Annotated in this window: 11 protein-coding genes; 4 read left to right on the top strand and 7 right to left on the bottom strand. The window is 71.2% G+C overall.

Features of this window, described 5'->3' with window-relative positions; genetic code table 11:
• Nucleotides 1-68 precede the first annotated feature (68 nt).
• On the top strand, nt 69-1,286 hold the full coding sequence (locus tag SRB17_RS32520) for an acetyl-CoA C-acyltransferase (RefSeq protein WP_323376564.1): 1,218 nt from the start codon (nt 69-71) through the stop codon (nt 1,284-1,286).
• Entirely contained in the window at nt 1,283-3,412 is a 2,130-nt protein-coding gene (locus tag SRB17_RS32515) for a 3-hydroxyacyl-CoA dehydrogenase NAD-binding domain-containing protein (protein ID WP_323376563.1), read from the top strand. Before SRB17_RS32520 ends, SRB17_RS32515 begins: the two co-directional genes overlap by 4 nt.
• A 61-nt stretch (nt 3,413-3,473) precedes the next feature.
• On the opposite strand, the gene SRB17_RS32510 is transcribed toward SRB17_RS32515, so the two are convergent.
• The 7 genes from SRB17_RS32510 to SRB17_RS32480 form a co-directional block, all read right to left on the bottom strand.
• A complete protein-coding gene (locus tag SRB17_RS32510) occupies nt 3,474-3,866 on the bottom strand; it encodes a hypothetical protein (RefSeq protein ID WP_153544117.1) in 393 nt (130 codons plus the stop codon).
• A 10-nt stretch (nt 3,867-3,876) separates the two neighbouring features.
• Nucleotides 3,877-4,893, bottom strand: a complete 1,017-nt coding sequence (locus SRB17_RS32505; RefSeq protein WP_323376562.1) for a hypothetical protein — start codon at nt 4,891-4,893, stop codon at nt 3,877-3,879.
• 47 nt (nt 4,894-4,940) lie between these two features.
• Nucleotides 4,941-5,993 carry an NlpC/P60 family protein gene (locus SRB17_RS32500; protein WP_153543743.1) on the bottom strand — a complete coding sequence of 351 codons (1,053 nt, stop codon included), beginning with the start codon at nt 5,991-5,993 and terminating at the stop codon, nt 4,941-4,943.
• Between the two features lie 37 nt (nt 5,994-6,030).
• Complete coding sequence (locus SRB17_RS32495) at nt 6,031-6,513, bottom strand: poly-gamma-glutamate biosynthesis protein PgsC/CapC (RefSeq protein ID WP_153543742.1); 483 nt, start codon at nt 6,511-6,513, stop codon at nt 6,031-6,033.
• Nucleotides 6,510-8,102, bottom strand: a complete 1,593-nt coding sequence (pgsB, locus tag SRB17_RS32490; RefSeq protein ID WP_323376561.1) for a poly-gamma-glutamate synthase PgsB — start codon at nt 8,100-8,102, stop codon at nt 6,510-6,512. Before pgsB ends, SRB17_RS32495 begins: the two co-directional genes overlap by 4 nt.
• Nucleotides 8,103-8,108: 6 nt before the next feature.
• Nucleotides 8,109-10,457, bottom strand: coding sequence for a HAMP domain-containing protein (locus SRB17_RS32485; RefSeq protein WP_153543741.1), 2,349 nt, complete (start codon nt 10,455-10,457; stop codon nt 8,109-8,111).
• A 221-nt stretch (nt 10,458-10,678) separates the two neighbouring features.
• On the bottom strand, nt 10,679-11,899 hold the full coding sequence (locus SRB17_RS32480) for a CapA family protein (protein ID WP_323376560.1): 1,221 nt from the start codon (nt 11,897-11,899) through the stop codon (nt 10,679-10,681).
• Nucleotides 11,900-11,919: 20 nt separating this feature from the next.
• Here SRB17_RS32480 and SRB17_RS32475 point away from each other — a divergent pair, with 20 nt between their 5' ends.
• A complete protein-coding gene (locus SRB17_RS32475; RefSeq protein ID WP_153543740.1) occupies nt 11,920-12,894 on the top strand; it encodes a hypothetical protein in 975 nt (324 codons plus the stop codon).
• Between the two features lie 38 nt (nt 12,895-12,932).
• Nucleotides 12,933-13,334, top strand: coding sequence for an NTP pyrophosphohydrolase (locus SRB17_RS32470; RefSeq protein ID WP_153543739.1), 402 nt, complete (start codon nt 12,933-12,935; stop codon nt 13,332-13,334).
• Nucleotides 13,335-13,398: the final 64 nt, after the last annotated feature.

The raw sequence follows: 13,398 nt of genomic DNA, 5'->3' as shown, positions 1-13,398 counted from the left end.
TACATTACTCGCAAGTAGCATGGGCGTGAGCAAGCGCTCAGCGTCCCGCACCCTGGAGGAGAGCCATCGTGCCTCGTACCGTCAGGGACGTCGTCTTCGTCGACGGCGTCCGCACCCCGTTCGGCAAGGCGGGCCCGAAGGGCATCTACCACGAGACCCGCGCCGACGACCTTGTCGTGAAGGCGATCCGGGAGCTGCTGCGCCGCAACCCCGGCCTGGACCCGAAGAAGATCGACGAGGTCGCCATCGCCGCGACCACGCAGATCGGTGACCAGGGTCTGACCCTGGGCCGTACGGCCGGCATCCTCGCCGGGCTGCCGCAGTCCGTGCCCGGTTACTCCATCGACCGCATGTGTGCCGGCGCGCTGACCGCCGTGACGACCACCGCCGGTTCGATCGCCTTCGGTGCCTACGACGCCGTCATCGCCGGTGGTGTGGAGCACATGGGCCGCCACCCGATGGGCGAGGGCGTGGACCCGAACCCGCGGTTCGTCTCCGAGAAGCTGGTCGACGAGTCCGCCCTGTTCATGGGCATGACCGCGGAGAACCTGCACGACCGCTACCCGCACATCACCAAGCTGCGTGCCGACGAGTACGCGGTGCGCTCGCAGGAGAAGGCCGCCAAGGCGTACGCCAACGGCAAGATCCAGCAGGACCTGGTGCCGATCTCGGTGCGCCGGACCAACCCGGAGGCCGGCGAGACCGGCTGGGGCCTGGTCACCGCCGACGAGCCGATGCGCCCGGGTACGACCCTGGAGAACCTGTCGGGCCTGAAGACGCCGTTCCGCGTGCACGGCCGGGTCACCGCCGGCAACGCGGCCGGTCTGAACGACGGCGCCACCGCCTCGATCATCGCCTCCGAGGACTTCGCCCGCGAGAACGGCCTGCCGGTCAAGATGCGGCTCGTCTCCTACGCCTTCGCGGGCGTGGAGCCCGAGGTCATGGGTTACGGCCCGATCCCGGCGACGGAGAAGGCCCTCGCCAAGGCGGGCCTGTCGATCTCCGACATCGGTCTGTTCGAGATCAACGAGGCCTTCGCCGTCCAGGTCCTGGCCTTCCTCGACCACTACGGCATCGCGGACGACGACGAGCGCGTCAACCAGTACGGCGGCGCCATCGCCTTCGGTCACCCGCTGGCCTCCTCCGGCGTCCGGCTGATGACGCAGCTGGCCCGCCAGTTCGAGGAGCAGCGAGACGTCCGCTACGGCCTGACCACCATGTGCGTCGGCTTCGGCATGGGCGCGACGGTCATCTGGGAGAACCCGCACTTCGAGGGGGACAAGTGAGCACCACCGCCGAGCTTCTGAAGCAGGCCGCACAGCAGTTCCCCGACGAGGTCGTCACCAGTGCGCACGTACGCCACCTCGACCTGCCGTTCGGCGCCGGCCGCTTCGCGCTGATCACGCTCGACAACGGTTTCGACCACACCAAGCCGACCACCTTCGGTCCCGGCTCGCTGGCGAACCTGAACACCGCCATCGACCAGGTCGAGAAGGAGGCGGCGGACGGCGGGATCGTCGGCGTCGGCATCACCGGCAAGCCGTTCATCTTCGCGGTCGGCGCCGACCTCAAGGGCGTCGAGGTCCTCAAGGAGCACGAGCACGCGCTCGCCATCGGCAAGGGCGGCCACGACGTCTTCAAGCGTCTGGCGGACCTGGCCGTGCCGACCTTCGCCTACTACAACGGCGCGGCGATGGGCGGCGGCGTCGAGGTCGGTCTGCACTGCACCTACCGCACGGTGTCGAAGGCCGTCCCGGCGTTCTCGCTCCCCGAGGTCTTCCTCGGCCTGGTCCCCGGCTGGGGCGGCTGCACCCTGCTGCCGAACCTGATCGGCGCCGACAAGGCCGTCTCGGTCATCATCGAGAACTCGCTGAACCAGAACAAGCAGCTCAAGGGCAAGCAGGTCTTCGAGCTCGGGATCGCCGACGCGCTCTTCGAGGGCGCCGACTTCCTGGAGCAGTCGCTGCTGTGGACCGCGCAGGTCCTCAAGGGCGACGTCCAGGTCGAGCGCCCGGCGATCGACCGCGGCGAGGGCTGGGACCAGGCCGTGGCCAAGGGCCGGTTCATCGCCGACTCCAAGGTGCACGGCGCGGCCCCGGCCGCCTACCGCGCCCTCGACATCATCGCCGCCGCCAAGAACGGCGACCTGCAGCAGGGCTACGACGCCGAGGACCAGGCCCTCGCGGACCTGATCATGAGCGGCGAACTGCGCGCCGGGCTCTACGCGTTCAACCTGGTCCAGAAGCGCGCCAAGCGTCCCGCCGGCGCCCCGGACAAGAACCTGGCCCGACCGGTCACCAAGGTCGGCGTCGTCGGCGCGGGCCTGATGGCCTCGCAGCTCGCCCTCCTCTTCCTCCGCCGCCTGGAGGTGCCGGTCGTGCTGACCGACATCGACCAGGAGCGCGTCGACAAGGGTGTGGGCTACGTCCACGCCGAGATCGAGAAGCTGCTCGGTAAGGGCCGGATCAACCAGGACAAGGCCAACCGCCTCAAGGCGCTGGTCACCGGTGTGCTGGACAAGGCCGAGGGCTTCTCCGACGCGGACTTCGTCATCGAGGCCGTGTTCGAGGAGATCGGCGTCAAGCAGCAGGTGTTCGCGGAGGTCGAGGCGGTGGCCCCGGCGCACGCGATCCTCGCGACCAACACCTCCTCGCTGTCGGTGACGGAGATGGCGTCGAAGCTGAAGCACCCCGAGCGGGTCGTCGGCTTCCACTTCTTCAACCCGGTCGCGGTGCTGCCGCTGCTGGAGATCGTCCGCGGCGAGAAGACCGACGACGCGTCGCTCGCGACCGCGTTCGCCGTCGCCAGGAAGCTGAAGAAGACCGCGGTTCTGGTCAAGGACGCCCCGGCGTTCGTCGTGAACCGCATCCTGACCCGCTTCATGGGCGAGATCCAGAACGTCATCGACGAGGGCACCCCGGTCGACGTCGCCGAGAAGGCCGTCGAGCCGCTGGGCCTGCCGATGTCCCCGCTCGTCCTGCTGGAGCTGGTCGGTCCCGCGATCGGCCTGCACGTCTCGGAGACCCTCAACCGGGCCTTCCCGGACCGCTTCACGGTCTCCCCGAACCTCAAGGCGGTCGTGGAGGCGGGCAAGCGCGGCTTCTACGTCTACGACAGCGGCAAGCCGGAGCTGGACCCGGAGGTCGCCGCGCTGCTGAAGCAGGGCGACGTCGTGCTGACCGAGGAGCAGGTGCGCGCCCGGGTCCTGGACGCGGTGGCGCAGGAGATCGGGCTCATGCTCGACGAGGGCGTCGTCGCCGAGGCCCAGGACATCGACCTCTGCCTGATCACCGGCGCCGGCTGGCCCTTCCACCTGGGCGGCATCACGCCGTACCTGGACCGCGAGGGCGTCTCGGAGCGCGTGAACGGCAAGAAGTTCCTGGCGCAGGGCGTGGCGAGCGTCCCGGCGTAGGGCACCGCGTACGGTCGTACGATGCCCGGCGCACCGATGGGTGTGCCGGGCATCGGCGTTTTCAGGCCTCGGCCGGGCGCCCGTCCTCGACGTGGACGACATGAAGCCCGGTGCCGTCGCGGTCGCGCCGGGAGCGGCCGAGGATGCCGACGGCCAGGTGCGTGGGATCGGCGGGGTCGGCCGGCGGGACGAAGGTGACGACGTCCGGGTGATGGCCGGTCACCAGCCAGCCCTCGCCGTTCTTCAGTTCCAGCACCCGGAAGTCGCCCGCAGGGCCTCCCACCCGTACCGGCCCGAACTCGCGCAGGATCTCGGTGGCTTGGGCGGCGAGGTCCCCGGTGGGCCGTTCGAGCACCACGCAGGTGCCGTGCTCGAACAGCACCCAGGTCTTTCCGGAGCCGGCGAGGAGACGCCGCCAGGCGTCGATCAGAGTCTCGGTGTCCACGCCGGCCATCATGGCGCACTCAGACCTGCCGCCACGCCTCCAGTGCCAGTCCCGGCTCGGGCTTGCGGCGGGTCAGCAGCAGTTGGCCGGTGGACGGGGACAACGTTGCCGCCACGACCCGGTCGTCCCGGTCCGTCGTCAGGCACACCCTGGCGTCCACCGGCAGTCGCGGGCCGGACTCGGTCCACCAGGCGCCCGCCGACTCCAGCTCGGTGGGGTACGCGGCGAAGGCGACGCGGCCGCTCGCCGAGCGCTGGGCGAGCAGGGTGCAGTCGTGGCCGTCGAGGTCGCAGCGGACGGCGGAGACCGGGCCGGAACCGGCGGCCGGCAGCAGGACGGCCGGCTTGCCGCCGGGGCGCCAGGCGCACAGGTCGCCGCCCGTGTCGGTGTAGAAGACGGTCGTGCTGTCGGGGGACGTGGCGAGGGCGTGGAGGGTGCCCGGGCGGACCGGGGTGCGCAGGGACTCCGTCAGGACCGGCTCGGCGCCCGGCTCCTCCTGGCGCCAGTACAGGATGGCGTCGGGGCCGGCCGCGTACAGCTCCACCCGGCCGGACTCCCCCGTCACCGCCGCGAGACCGTCCCGCACGTTCTCGCCCTTCAGGTCCCGCCAGGCCGCCCAGCCGCCCTTCTCCTTCTGCGTGAGCAGCCGCACCCCGCCCTGGCCGTCGGGCACGAAGACATGGGCGCGGCCCTGGGCGTCGACGGCGACCGCGGGCGTGCCCGTGCGGTCGCCCTTCTTCAGGGGGTGGCCGAGCGGGTTCCAGTCCAGGGCCGCGAGGCGCGGGCGGAAGTGGGTGGAGTGGACCAGTCCCGACTCGCCCTTGACGGTGGGCCGCCAGGAGACCAGGTGGGCGTAACCGTCGGTGCCCTGGCCGATCGCCAGGACGGGGTGCAGCTTCTGCTCGCCGCCCACCGTGCGCGGGGTGGTCCAGGGGCCGCCGGGTTCGCGCTCCGCCCGGCACAGGACGGCGTCGCCCGACAGCTGGTAGACACTGAGCCGGCCGTCTCGGCCGCGCAGGAGCCAGTCGCCGTTCACCGGTTCACTCTAGCCGCGGGCCGCACGGACACCCTCGCCGCCCCTGGTCACAGCCGCTTCGCGCTGCGGAACAGCCCGGCGTAGAAACCGTTTCCGTCGAGGCGCGAGACACCGCCCTGGTCGCCGATCGTGGGACCGTTCTGCTCCTTGCGGCTGGAGATGAAGACCTTGTGGCCCTCGGTGTCCGGGCCGAGGTAGATCGCGGAGTGGTCCATGTGGTTGGCGGTGCGGTGGTCCATCTTGAAGAACAGCAGATCCCCGGGCTGGAGGACGTCGATGTTCTGCGGCCGCGTGTACCAGGGGCTCGGGCCCTGGAGCTTGATGATGTCGACGCCCTCCTTGCCGCGGGCCATGCCGTCGGCGGTGCGCGGCAGCCCGTCGCCGTGGTCGTTGTCGGACATCAGCGGGTAGCGGGCCCGGTAGCCGTAGACCAGGCGCAGATAGCCGGAGCAGTCCACGGCGCGCAGGCGGTCCTTCTGCGGGTACTTGGTGACGCCGTCCCGGAAGGTGTACGGGATGCCCAGGTAGTCGTAGAAGTCGGTCTGTTCGTAGCGGTCGACGCCGTCGGCCTTGAGCGGGCCGTAGGTGGCGTGCCCGGCGTACTGGATGCCCTGGTCGTCCTTCTTCGCCGGTGCGCCCACGATGTACTGGAAGGCGAACGCGAAGACGTCGTCCTCCTCGCTGCCGTAGTACTGCTTGAACCAGTCCTTGAACCACTGCTGCTTCTCGGAACCCTTGGTCCAGGTCTCCGGCATCAGGCGGACCCAGTCGTCGGTGACCACTTTGGTGGTGGTGTTGGCGGGTTCGCTGAAGGTGCGGGTCGGGCCCTTGAGGGTGGCGGTGCGGGCGCCGTCGGTGAAGGTGGCGATGACCGCGCCCTTGCCGTCGCGCAGCACCGAGCGCGCCGGGTTGTTCAGCCGTTCCCAGGTCTGCTTGCCGGTCGCCCCGCCCGAGCTGTGCAGGTTCTCGGTGATGGTCTGGGCGGCCGGGAGCTTCGCCTGCTCGTCCTGGCGCAGTGCGTAGGTGAAGTAGGCGCTGCCCGCGAGCAGCGCCAGGACCGTCACCGTGTGGACGACGGGCCGGCCTTTGCGCTTCGGCATGGTGGGGGCTCCAGGAATGCTTCGGATACGGGCGGGTTCAGGCGGACGGCATGGCGCCCAGGAGGATGCCGGCGGTCAGCACCACATAGGTGGCGAGGGTGACCGTGCCGACGGACAGCAGGGTCGCGCCCTTGGGCTGGCGGACCAGCTGGTAGCCGACCAGGCCCGGGACGATGAAGCCGAGCGTCTGGTTGGCGTACAGCAGCGGGAACTCCATCTGCAGCACGATGATCACGGTGGCCTGGATCAGCACACCGCTGAGCACGACGGCCGCGAAGAGCCGCTTGCCGTACAGGATCACGAACTTCTGCATGAGCAGCGTGGCGAGGTACGTCAGCACGGTCACGCCGAGGACGAGCGCGGCGCGCTGGAGGTCCTCGATGAGGGTGAGCGCCAGCCAGCCCGGGGTGATCATGCCGCCCGGCGACAGGTTGGTCGTCAGGTAGCACATGAGCGAGAACATCAGGCCCAGGCCGATGCCGATCGCGGCGATCTCGGGGGTGAGGACGGAGGGGATCAACGCTGTTCTCCTGGGCTGTGCCACTGCTGGCTGTCGTCGGCGGAAGGCTGGGGCGGGACACGGGGCTCGAACAGCCCGCGGGACCGGTCCGGTTCGGCCGCCCGGCCGCGGTCGGCGGGTGCCTGCGGCACGGCGGGGACGGGCCGGCCGCCGTGGTACGGCTGCGGCTCGGTCCCGGTGTCGTACGAGGAGGCGTGGGACGGCGCCTGCTCGTACCGGGCCTGGTGCGCCGGGACCTGGGGGACGTATGGCTGCTGGTGCTGCGCGTAGCGCGCCTCGTACGCCTCCGGGTAGTGCTGGTACGGGTCGATGCGGGGCGCGTACAGCTGCATGGTCTCGGAGTTGTCGACCTTGGCGGGGGCCGGCTCGGTCCGGCCGGCCGGAGCCGCGGCGGCCGGCTCGTCGCTGTCGTCCGGCGGCAGTTCGGCGAGGTGTTCCAGCAGGATCTCGCCCTGGCCGTGGATGTTGCCGATCGCGACCATCGACGAGTCCGCGCCGAGCATGTCCAGCATCTTGTGCATGAACTCCTCGGGGTCGCGCTTGTCGCCGCCGAGATCCACGGCGCGCGAGCGGAACTCGGCGGGGATCGCGTCGATGGCGGACTTGGCCGGGTGGCCGATGACGAAGACGCGCTCGGGGTCCAGGTCGGGGATGATCTCGCCCATCTGCCCGTTGCGTTCGACGCGGTCGGGGCGGCAGTTGATGACCACGTTGAGCGGGCGGTGGATGGCGCCGAGGTCGAGCAGCTGGTTGATGTTCATCAGCGTCGACTCGGGGTCGTTGGCCGCGAAGACGTTGGCGAAGCGCAGCTTCTTGCCCTCGGGCGTCAGATAGCGCTCGACGGAGAGGACACCGGGGTCCGGCGGGGCGTCGTACATGCCCTGCAGGGCCGTCTCGCGGTCCACGCCGAGGAGTTCGGCGACGGTGAGGGCGATGGCCACGTTCTCCTTGAAGGTGAACCAGCTGAAGCCGCGCAGCTCCTCGTCGGTGACCGTCTGCGGGTCGGCGTAGATCAGCTTGCAGTTACGGGCGTCCGCCTCCTCCTGGAGGATGTGGAAGCGGTCCTTCTCGGCGGTGACGCAGATGCCGTCCTCGGGCATCGAGCGGCACAGCGAGCGCGCCACGTCGTCCAGGGTGGGGCCCATCTCGGCGAGGTGGTCCTCGCGGACGTTGCACAGCACGCCGATGGTGGAGCGGATCAGCTTGGACTGGTTGATCTCCTGCAGGGCCGGCATGACGGCCATGCACTCGATGACCAGCGCGTCCGGCTTGTACGCGGCGGCGCGCCGCACGATGCCGATCTGCTCGACCACGTTGGCGATGCCGAACTTGCGGTAGACCGGTTCCTCGGTGGCGTCCGGGTGGATGAACCGGGCCGCGGTGCCGGTGGTCTTGGCGACGGTGACCAGGTCGCCGCCGCGCAGGGCGCCCGCGCACAGCCGGGTGATGGAGGACTTGCCGCGGATGCCGTTGACCAGGACCCGGGTGGGGATGGTGTCCAGGTTGACGAAGTGCCGCCGCTGTTCCACGACGCCCGCGGCGAGCAGTATCGCGCAGCAGACCAGCAGCACGGTGTAGAGGAAGAGCACGGGTGATCAGTTCCTTGTGTACTGCTGGGGCGGGTACTGCCGGGGCGGGTACGGGTCCGGGTACGACGTCGGCGCGTGCTGCTCGGGCGCGTGCTGCTCCGGCGGGTTCCGCCGCGGGGCCGGGGGCCGGGGCGGAGAGGTGCGGCGGGGCTGCTGCTTGCGCTGGTCCTGCAGCTGCTGCCGAAGGAGTTCCAGGGAGCGGGTGACGGCGCCGACCTCGTCGTGGTGCTGCGGGAAGAGCACGGTCTTGCGGTCGCCGGCGGCGAGGGCCTCCGCCCGGTCGGCGAGGCTGCGCAGCGGCCGGGCCACGACGATGTGCAGCCAGCCCAGGCAGGCGACGGCCGCGGCGGCGCCGAGCAGACCGGCGAGGACGGTGCGGTTCTGGGTGTCGAACTCCGGGATGGCGAGCCGGTCGACGGGCTCCCAGCTGACCACGCTGAAGTGCAGCGACTCGGCCGAGCCGCCGCCGGAGAACGAAGCGGCGGCGGCGATCCGCAGCCCGTTGTCGCGGTAGAGCACGCTGTTGGGCCGCGGTTTCTTGCCGAGCCGCTGGGCGCTGGCCTCGGCGAGGTCCCGCAGGCGCTGGTCGGGCAGCGACTGGAAGGCGAGGAAACCGGTGTTGCCGGCGATGACCTTGTTCCGGTCGTCCACGAGCCGGACCACGCCGAGGCCCGGCCGGTTCAGCAGCGCGTTGAGGAACTCGGGGCGGAACTCGCCGACCAGGCGGTCCCCGTCCCGGCCGGGGATCTCGGCGGAGGCGACGACCACGGGCTCCTTGCCGCCGCGGCCCAGCAGCCGCAGGGGCCTGTCGGAGACGCGGTTCCTCCGGATCACCTTGGGGTCCTTGCCCTCGCGGACCTTGATCTCGCCGGATGAGTCGACGACGTAGAGGGAGCGGTAGCGCTTGTTCTCGTTGTAGGTGCGCTCCAGCACCTCCTCCATGGCCCCGGGCGAGGTCTTGTCGCCGATCAGGGACGCGACCGACTGCAGGTCGACGTCGCCCTCGTTGAGCGCGCGGCGCACCCGGTCGCTGAGCGTGTCGGTGCGTTCACGCTGGTCGTTGACGAGCTGCCGGGGTATCTCGGCGGTGTTGTCGGCCCGGTTGACCAGCAGCATCAGCGGCGCGGACCAGGCCAGCAGCAGCACGGCGCAGACCGCGAGGAGGGCGCCGGTGCCCACCCGGCGCAGGCCGCGCGGGCGTTCGGGCTCTCCGGTGGACTCGGCACTCTCGCCCATCAGCTGCCGGCGCAGCCGTTCCAGCGCGCCGCCGATGCGGTGGGCCTCGCCGTAGCCGGGGACGGTGACGGGCCGGGTCAGATCGCCGCGGGTGAGCCGGCGGGACTCCAGGAACAGCCGGATGAGCGGGCGCTGCACGGTGCCCAGCAGCACCGCCACGGCCAGGGTGCCGACGACGAGCAGCGCGGCGCCCGCCGCCAGCCCGAAGACCGGGGACCGGGCCCCGCCGGACTTCTCGGTCACCTTGACCATGGCGACCACGGAGAGGCCGAGCCCGGTGGCGGTGGTGGTCTCGCCCGGCTCGGCGGCGGCGAGTGTGGCGTACCCGGCGACGGACCGGTCGCCGAGCAGCTTGCCGCCGAGGAGGCTGCCGCTGACGCCCTGGTAGCCGCCGCTGCCCGGGTCCTTGCTGCTGCGGGGATCCTGCTGCGCGCGGCGGGCGGCCTGCCCGGCGAAGGCCGTCAGCTGCTTGCGGGATTCCGTGATGTCCTTGCGGTCGATGCTGTTGCGCGCCGACGCGGGATCGGCGATGCCGTCGCTGCTGAGGATCGTGCCGCCCGAGTCGACCACGGCGATCGAGCGGAACGGACCGAGACTGATGCCGGGGAACTTCAGGGTCGTGGACGCCACCAGCAGCAACTGCGGCTTGCCCGGCCAGGACAGCAGCCCGAAGGACAGCAGCCGTCCCTCGCCGTTCTTCAGCCGGACCATGCGCGGGGCCAGCCCGCCGTCGCCACTGAGCGAGGACAGGTCCACGTCGGTCAGCGGCACCGTCTCGCCGCGGGCCGCGACCAGCTTGCCGGAGCGGACCTCCACGACGGCGGTGCCCGTCCACTTCTCGTAGGTGCTGCCGAGCTTGTCGAGGACGGCGTCGCCCGAGACCGGCTGCCCGGCGCTGAACAGCGCGGCGGAGCGGCTGACGTCCTTGACGGACTCGTCGATGGAGGCGCGCAGCGCGATGGCACCGTCCTCGGCGTAGTGCTGCTGGGACGTCAGCACGGCCTTCGGCACGCCGGCGTCGTCGACACGGCCCAGTACCAGGTCGGTGAAACTGGCGAGCGTCAGCAGCAGCACCGAGAGCACCGCGATCGGCGGGCGGATGCCCCCTATCAGCGACATGTCGGCTCGGCGGCGGGCTCGGTGCTGCCGCGCCGGGGGCGGTGACGCCAAGGGAGGTGTCCTCTCGTGCATACGGTCCGGGGCGCGCCGACGGTAAGACCGCACCCGAAAATCTCAGACAGATAAGAGGGGCATTAAGTTGCAGTAAGTCCGGCGTGATCTGGGCAACATCGAGCAACCGGCGGACAAGTTCCGACAAATGCCCCGTATGTTCGGGCCGCCTATGCGGGCAGCGGGGTGAGCGCCTTCAGCCCGTCCTGGGCCGCGCCGCGGTTCAGCAGGGTGCCCTCGGTGCGCTCGAAGGCCAGCCGCAGCCGGGCCTTCAGGGCGTCGGAGAGGTCGTGGTCGTCGCGGAGCACGGCCGGCACGTCCAGCAGCCGGTAGTCCCGCACGTCGTCGTCCGTGTAGGCGGCGGTGCCGCCGTCCCGGACGTTCTCGGCGTCCGGCGGGATCGTCAGCAGCGTCGGCTCGAAGCGCGGCTGGACGTCCCAGTGGCCCGTGCCGTGCTCGGTGAACGTGAACCAGGCGATCACGCCCTCCTCGGTCAGGCCCGTCGGCACCTCGTGCCGGGCGATCTGGTTGCCGAGCCCGTAGGAGATCCAGGTCCCGTCGACCTTCTCCATCGGCTCCACGACGTGCGCGTGATGGCCGATGACCAGGTTGATCCCGGTGTTGCGGGCGATCTGCCGGGCGAAGGAGATCTGCGAGGCGGACGGCTCCGGATGGTGCTCTCGGCCCCAGTGCAGGGAGAGGATCACCACCTCGGCACCGGCCTTGCGGGCCCGCTGCTCGGCGGCCTTGATGCGGCCGAGGTCCTGCTCGTTGGCCAGCCAGGGCTTGTCCTTGGGCAGCGTGTGCGGCTCGTTGAAGCCGTAGGCGAAGGAGATCTGCGCGACCTTGACGCCCTTGACGTCCATGATCAGCGGGGTGTTCGCCTCCTTCGCGGTGCGGGCGGAGCCGGTGTGCTTGAGGCCTGCGGCGTCCAGGGCGTCGAGGGTGCGCTTCACTCCGTCGTAGCCGTGGTCGAGGGTGTGGTTGGAGGCGGTGGAACAGGTGTCGTAACCGATGTCCTTGATGGTCCTCGCCTGCTGCGGCGGCACCTGGAAGTCAGGGAAGCCCTCGAACGGGCCCTGCGCCGGGCCCATCACCGGCTCGAAGTGACAGATCGCCAGGTCGGCCTTGCTGATCAGCGGCTTGATCCCGGCCATCATCGGCCCGAAGTCCATTCCGTCCACGCCCTTGCCGGTGCGCTTCGCGTCCTTGCGCGCCTGGTCGACCAGCTCGGGGTGCATGAGGATGTCCCCGGCGGCCGCGACGGTGAAGGAGCGCCCGCCACCCGAGGCGCCGGCGTCGTCGGAGAGGAGTCCGCATCCGGAGACGGCGGCGAGGAGGGAGAGCGGGGTCAGCAGGGACAGCAGGGTCCGGCTACGGCGTCTGTTCACCGGGATATCTTGATACAACCATGAGAGCCCATCGCTCACGTCTCATAACGATCGCAACACTGCTGCTGGTCGCCGTCGGCCTCGCGGCGGGTCTGACCGTCCTGCTCCGCACCCCGGCCGGCACCGCGGACGACGCGCGCAGGACCGTTCCGAAGGGGACCGGGCAGATCGACCTGGCGCGCGAGGTGGCGGACTACACGAGCCGGTTCGGCCCCGGCGGGGGCTATCTGCCGCCCGGCCGGGCCGACCGCGAGGACATCGCCGCGGCCGTCGGCCTGTTGCTCGACGGACACCGCGCACAAGCGGAACAGCGACTCTCACAGCGGGACTTCACCGTGCGCACGGTCGTCGACCGGCCCTCCGGCCACCGCTATGCCGAGGTGGCCGACCGCACCGACTCCGCCGCGACCCCGCGCGGCTGGGGCCGGGTCTACCTGGATCTGGACCACCGCCCGAGCTGGTCGGTACAGGTCCCGCACCCCGGCTTCGATCTGGGCACCGAGCAGTTGGGCGTACGGGTGCTGCGCGGCTCGCCCGGCGGGGTCCTGGTGATCGCGGGAGCACATCGCAAAGCCGGAGTCGGCAATTCCGCCGATGTGGCGCACCGCCGGGACACCGTTTTCCACGCCATCTGCGCCGAGCTGGCCCGCCGCGGGATGCCGGGGATCCAGCTGCACGGCTTCGCCGCCTCCGCCGTGCCCGGCTACGACGTGGTCGCCTCCACCGGTGCCGGGTCCGCGGGCCGGCCGGACGGTCGCGGCCTGGCCGACGCCCTGCGCGGCCACGGCTTCCGGGTGTGCAGGGCCTGGGCGCGCTCCTGTCCGCTGGAGGGCCGCACGAACGTGCAGGGGCAGACCGCCGACGCCGACCATGTGCCGTTCCTGCACGTCGAGTTCTCCCCCGAGGTGCGTTCGGGCGGGCGGCCCGCCGAGCGCGCCGCCGCCGCGATCGCCGAGATCACCCGGCGGTGGGCGAGCGGACCCGTGACAGACTGAGTCCGCCAGGAACACGGCAGAACAGGGCTGTTACCGATATGAGGGACACTCCGGGGGCTGGGCACGAGCCCCTCCCCCTGCTCATCGTCGACGGCGCGAACGTCGTCGGGTCGGTGCCCGACGGCTGGTGGCGCGACCGGCGCGGCGCCGCCGAGCGTCTGCGCGACCGGCTGGCGCCCCTCGCCCGGTCCGGCGTGGCCGGCCTGCCCGGTCCGCTGGAGCTGGTCCTGGTGGTGGAGGGTGCGGCCCGGGGGGTGGAGCCGGTGCCCGGGGTGCGCGTCGAGGATGCGCCCGGCAGCGGCGACGACCGCATCGTGCACCTCGCGGCGGCGGCCGGTGCACGTCCGTGCCTGGTCGTCACGGCGGACCGCGAACTGCGCCGCCGCGTCCAGGAACACGGCGCCCAGGTCACGGGCCCCCGCACGGTCCTGGGAGGCTGACCCTGCGGCGGTACGGCACTGCACCGGGCCCGTCGTCCATCGGTGCGACGCCAAACCCGAGGTT

Origin of the sequence: Streptomyces sp. RB17, assembly GCF_009604455.1 — a bacterium.
In the GTDB taxonomy this organism is placed as follows: Bacteria; Actinomycetota; Actinomycetes; order Streptomycetales; family Streptomycetaceae; genus Streptomyces.
This window is presented reverse-complemented; position numbering and strand designations above follow the sequence as displayed.

Coding starts and splice junctions, on each gene's coding strand:
- SRB17_RS32510 (WP_153544117.1), bottom strand. CDS start 3,866: ATGGCCGGCGTGGACACCGAGACTCTGATCGACGCCTGGCGGCGTCTC.
- SRB17_RS32500 (WP_153543743.1), bottom strand. CDS start 5,993: ATGCCGAAGCGCAAAGGCCGGCCCGTCGTCCACACGGTGACGGTCCTG.
- SRB17_RS32485 (WP_153543741.1), bottom strand. CDS start 10,457: ATGTCGCTGATAGGGGGCATCCGCCCGCCGATCGCGGTGCTCTCGGTG.
- SRB17_RS32475 (WP_153543740.1), top strand. CDS start 11,920: ATGAGAGCCCATCGCTCACGTCTCATAACGATCGCAACACTGCTGCTG.
- SRB17_RS32470 (WP_153543739.1), top strand. CDS start 12,933: ATGAGGGACACTCCGGGGGCTGGGCACGAGCCCCTCCCCCTGCTCATC.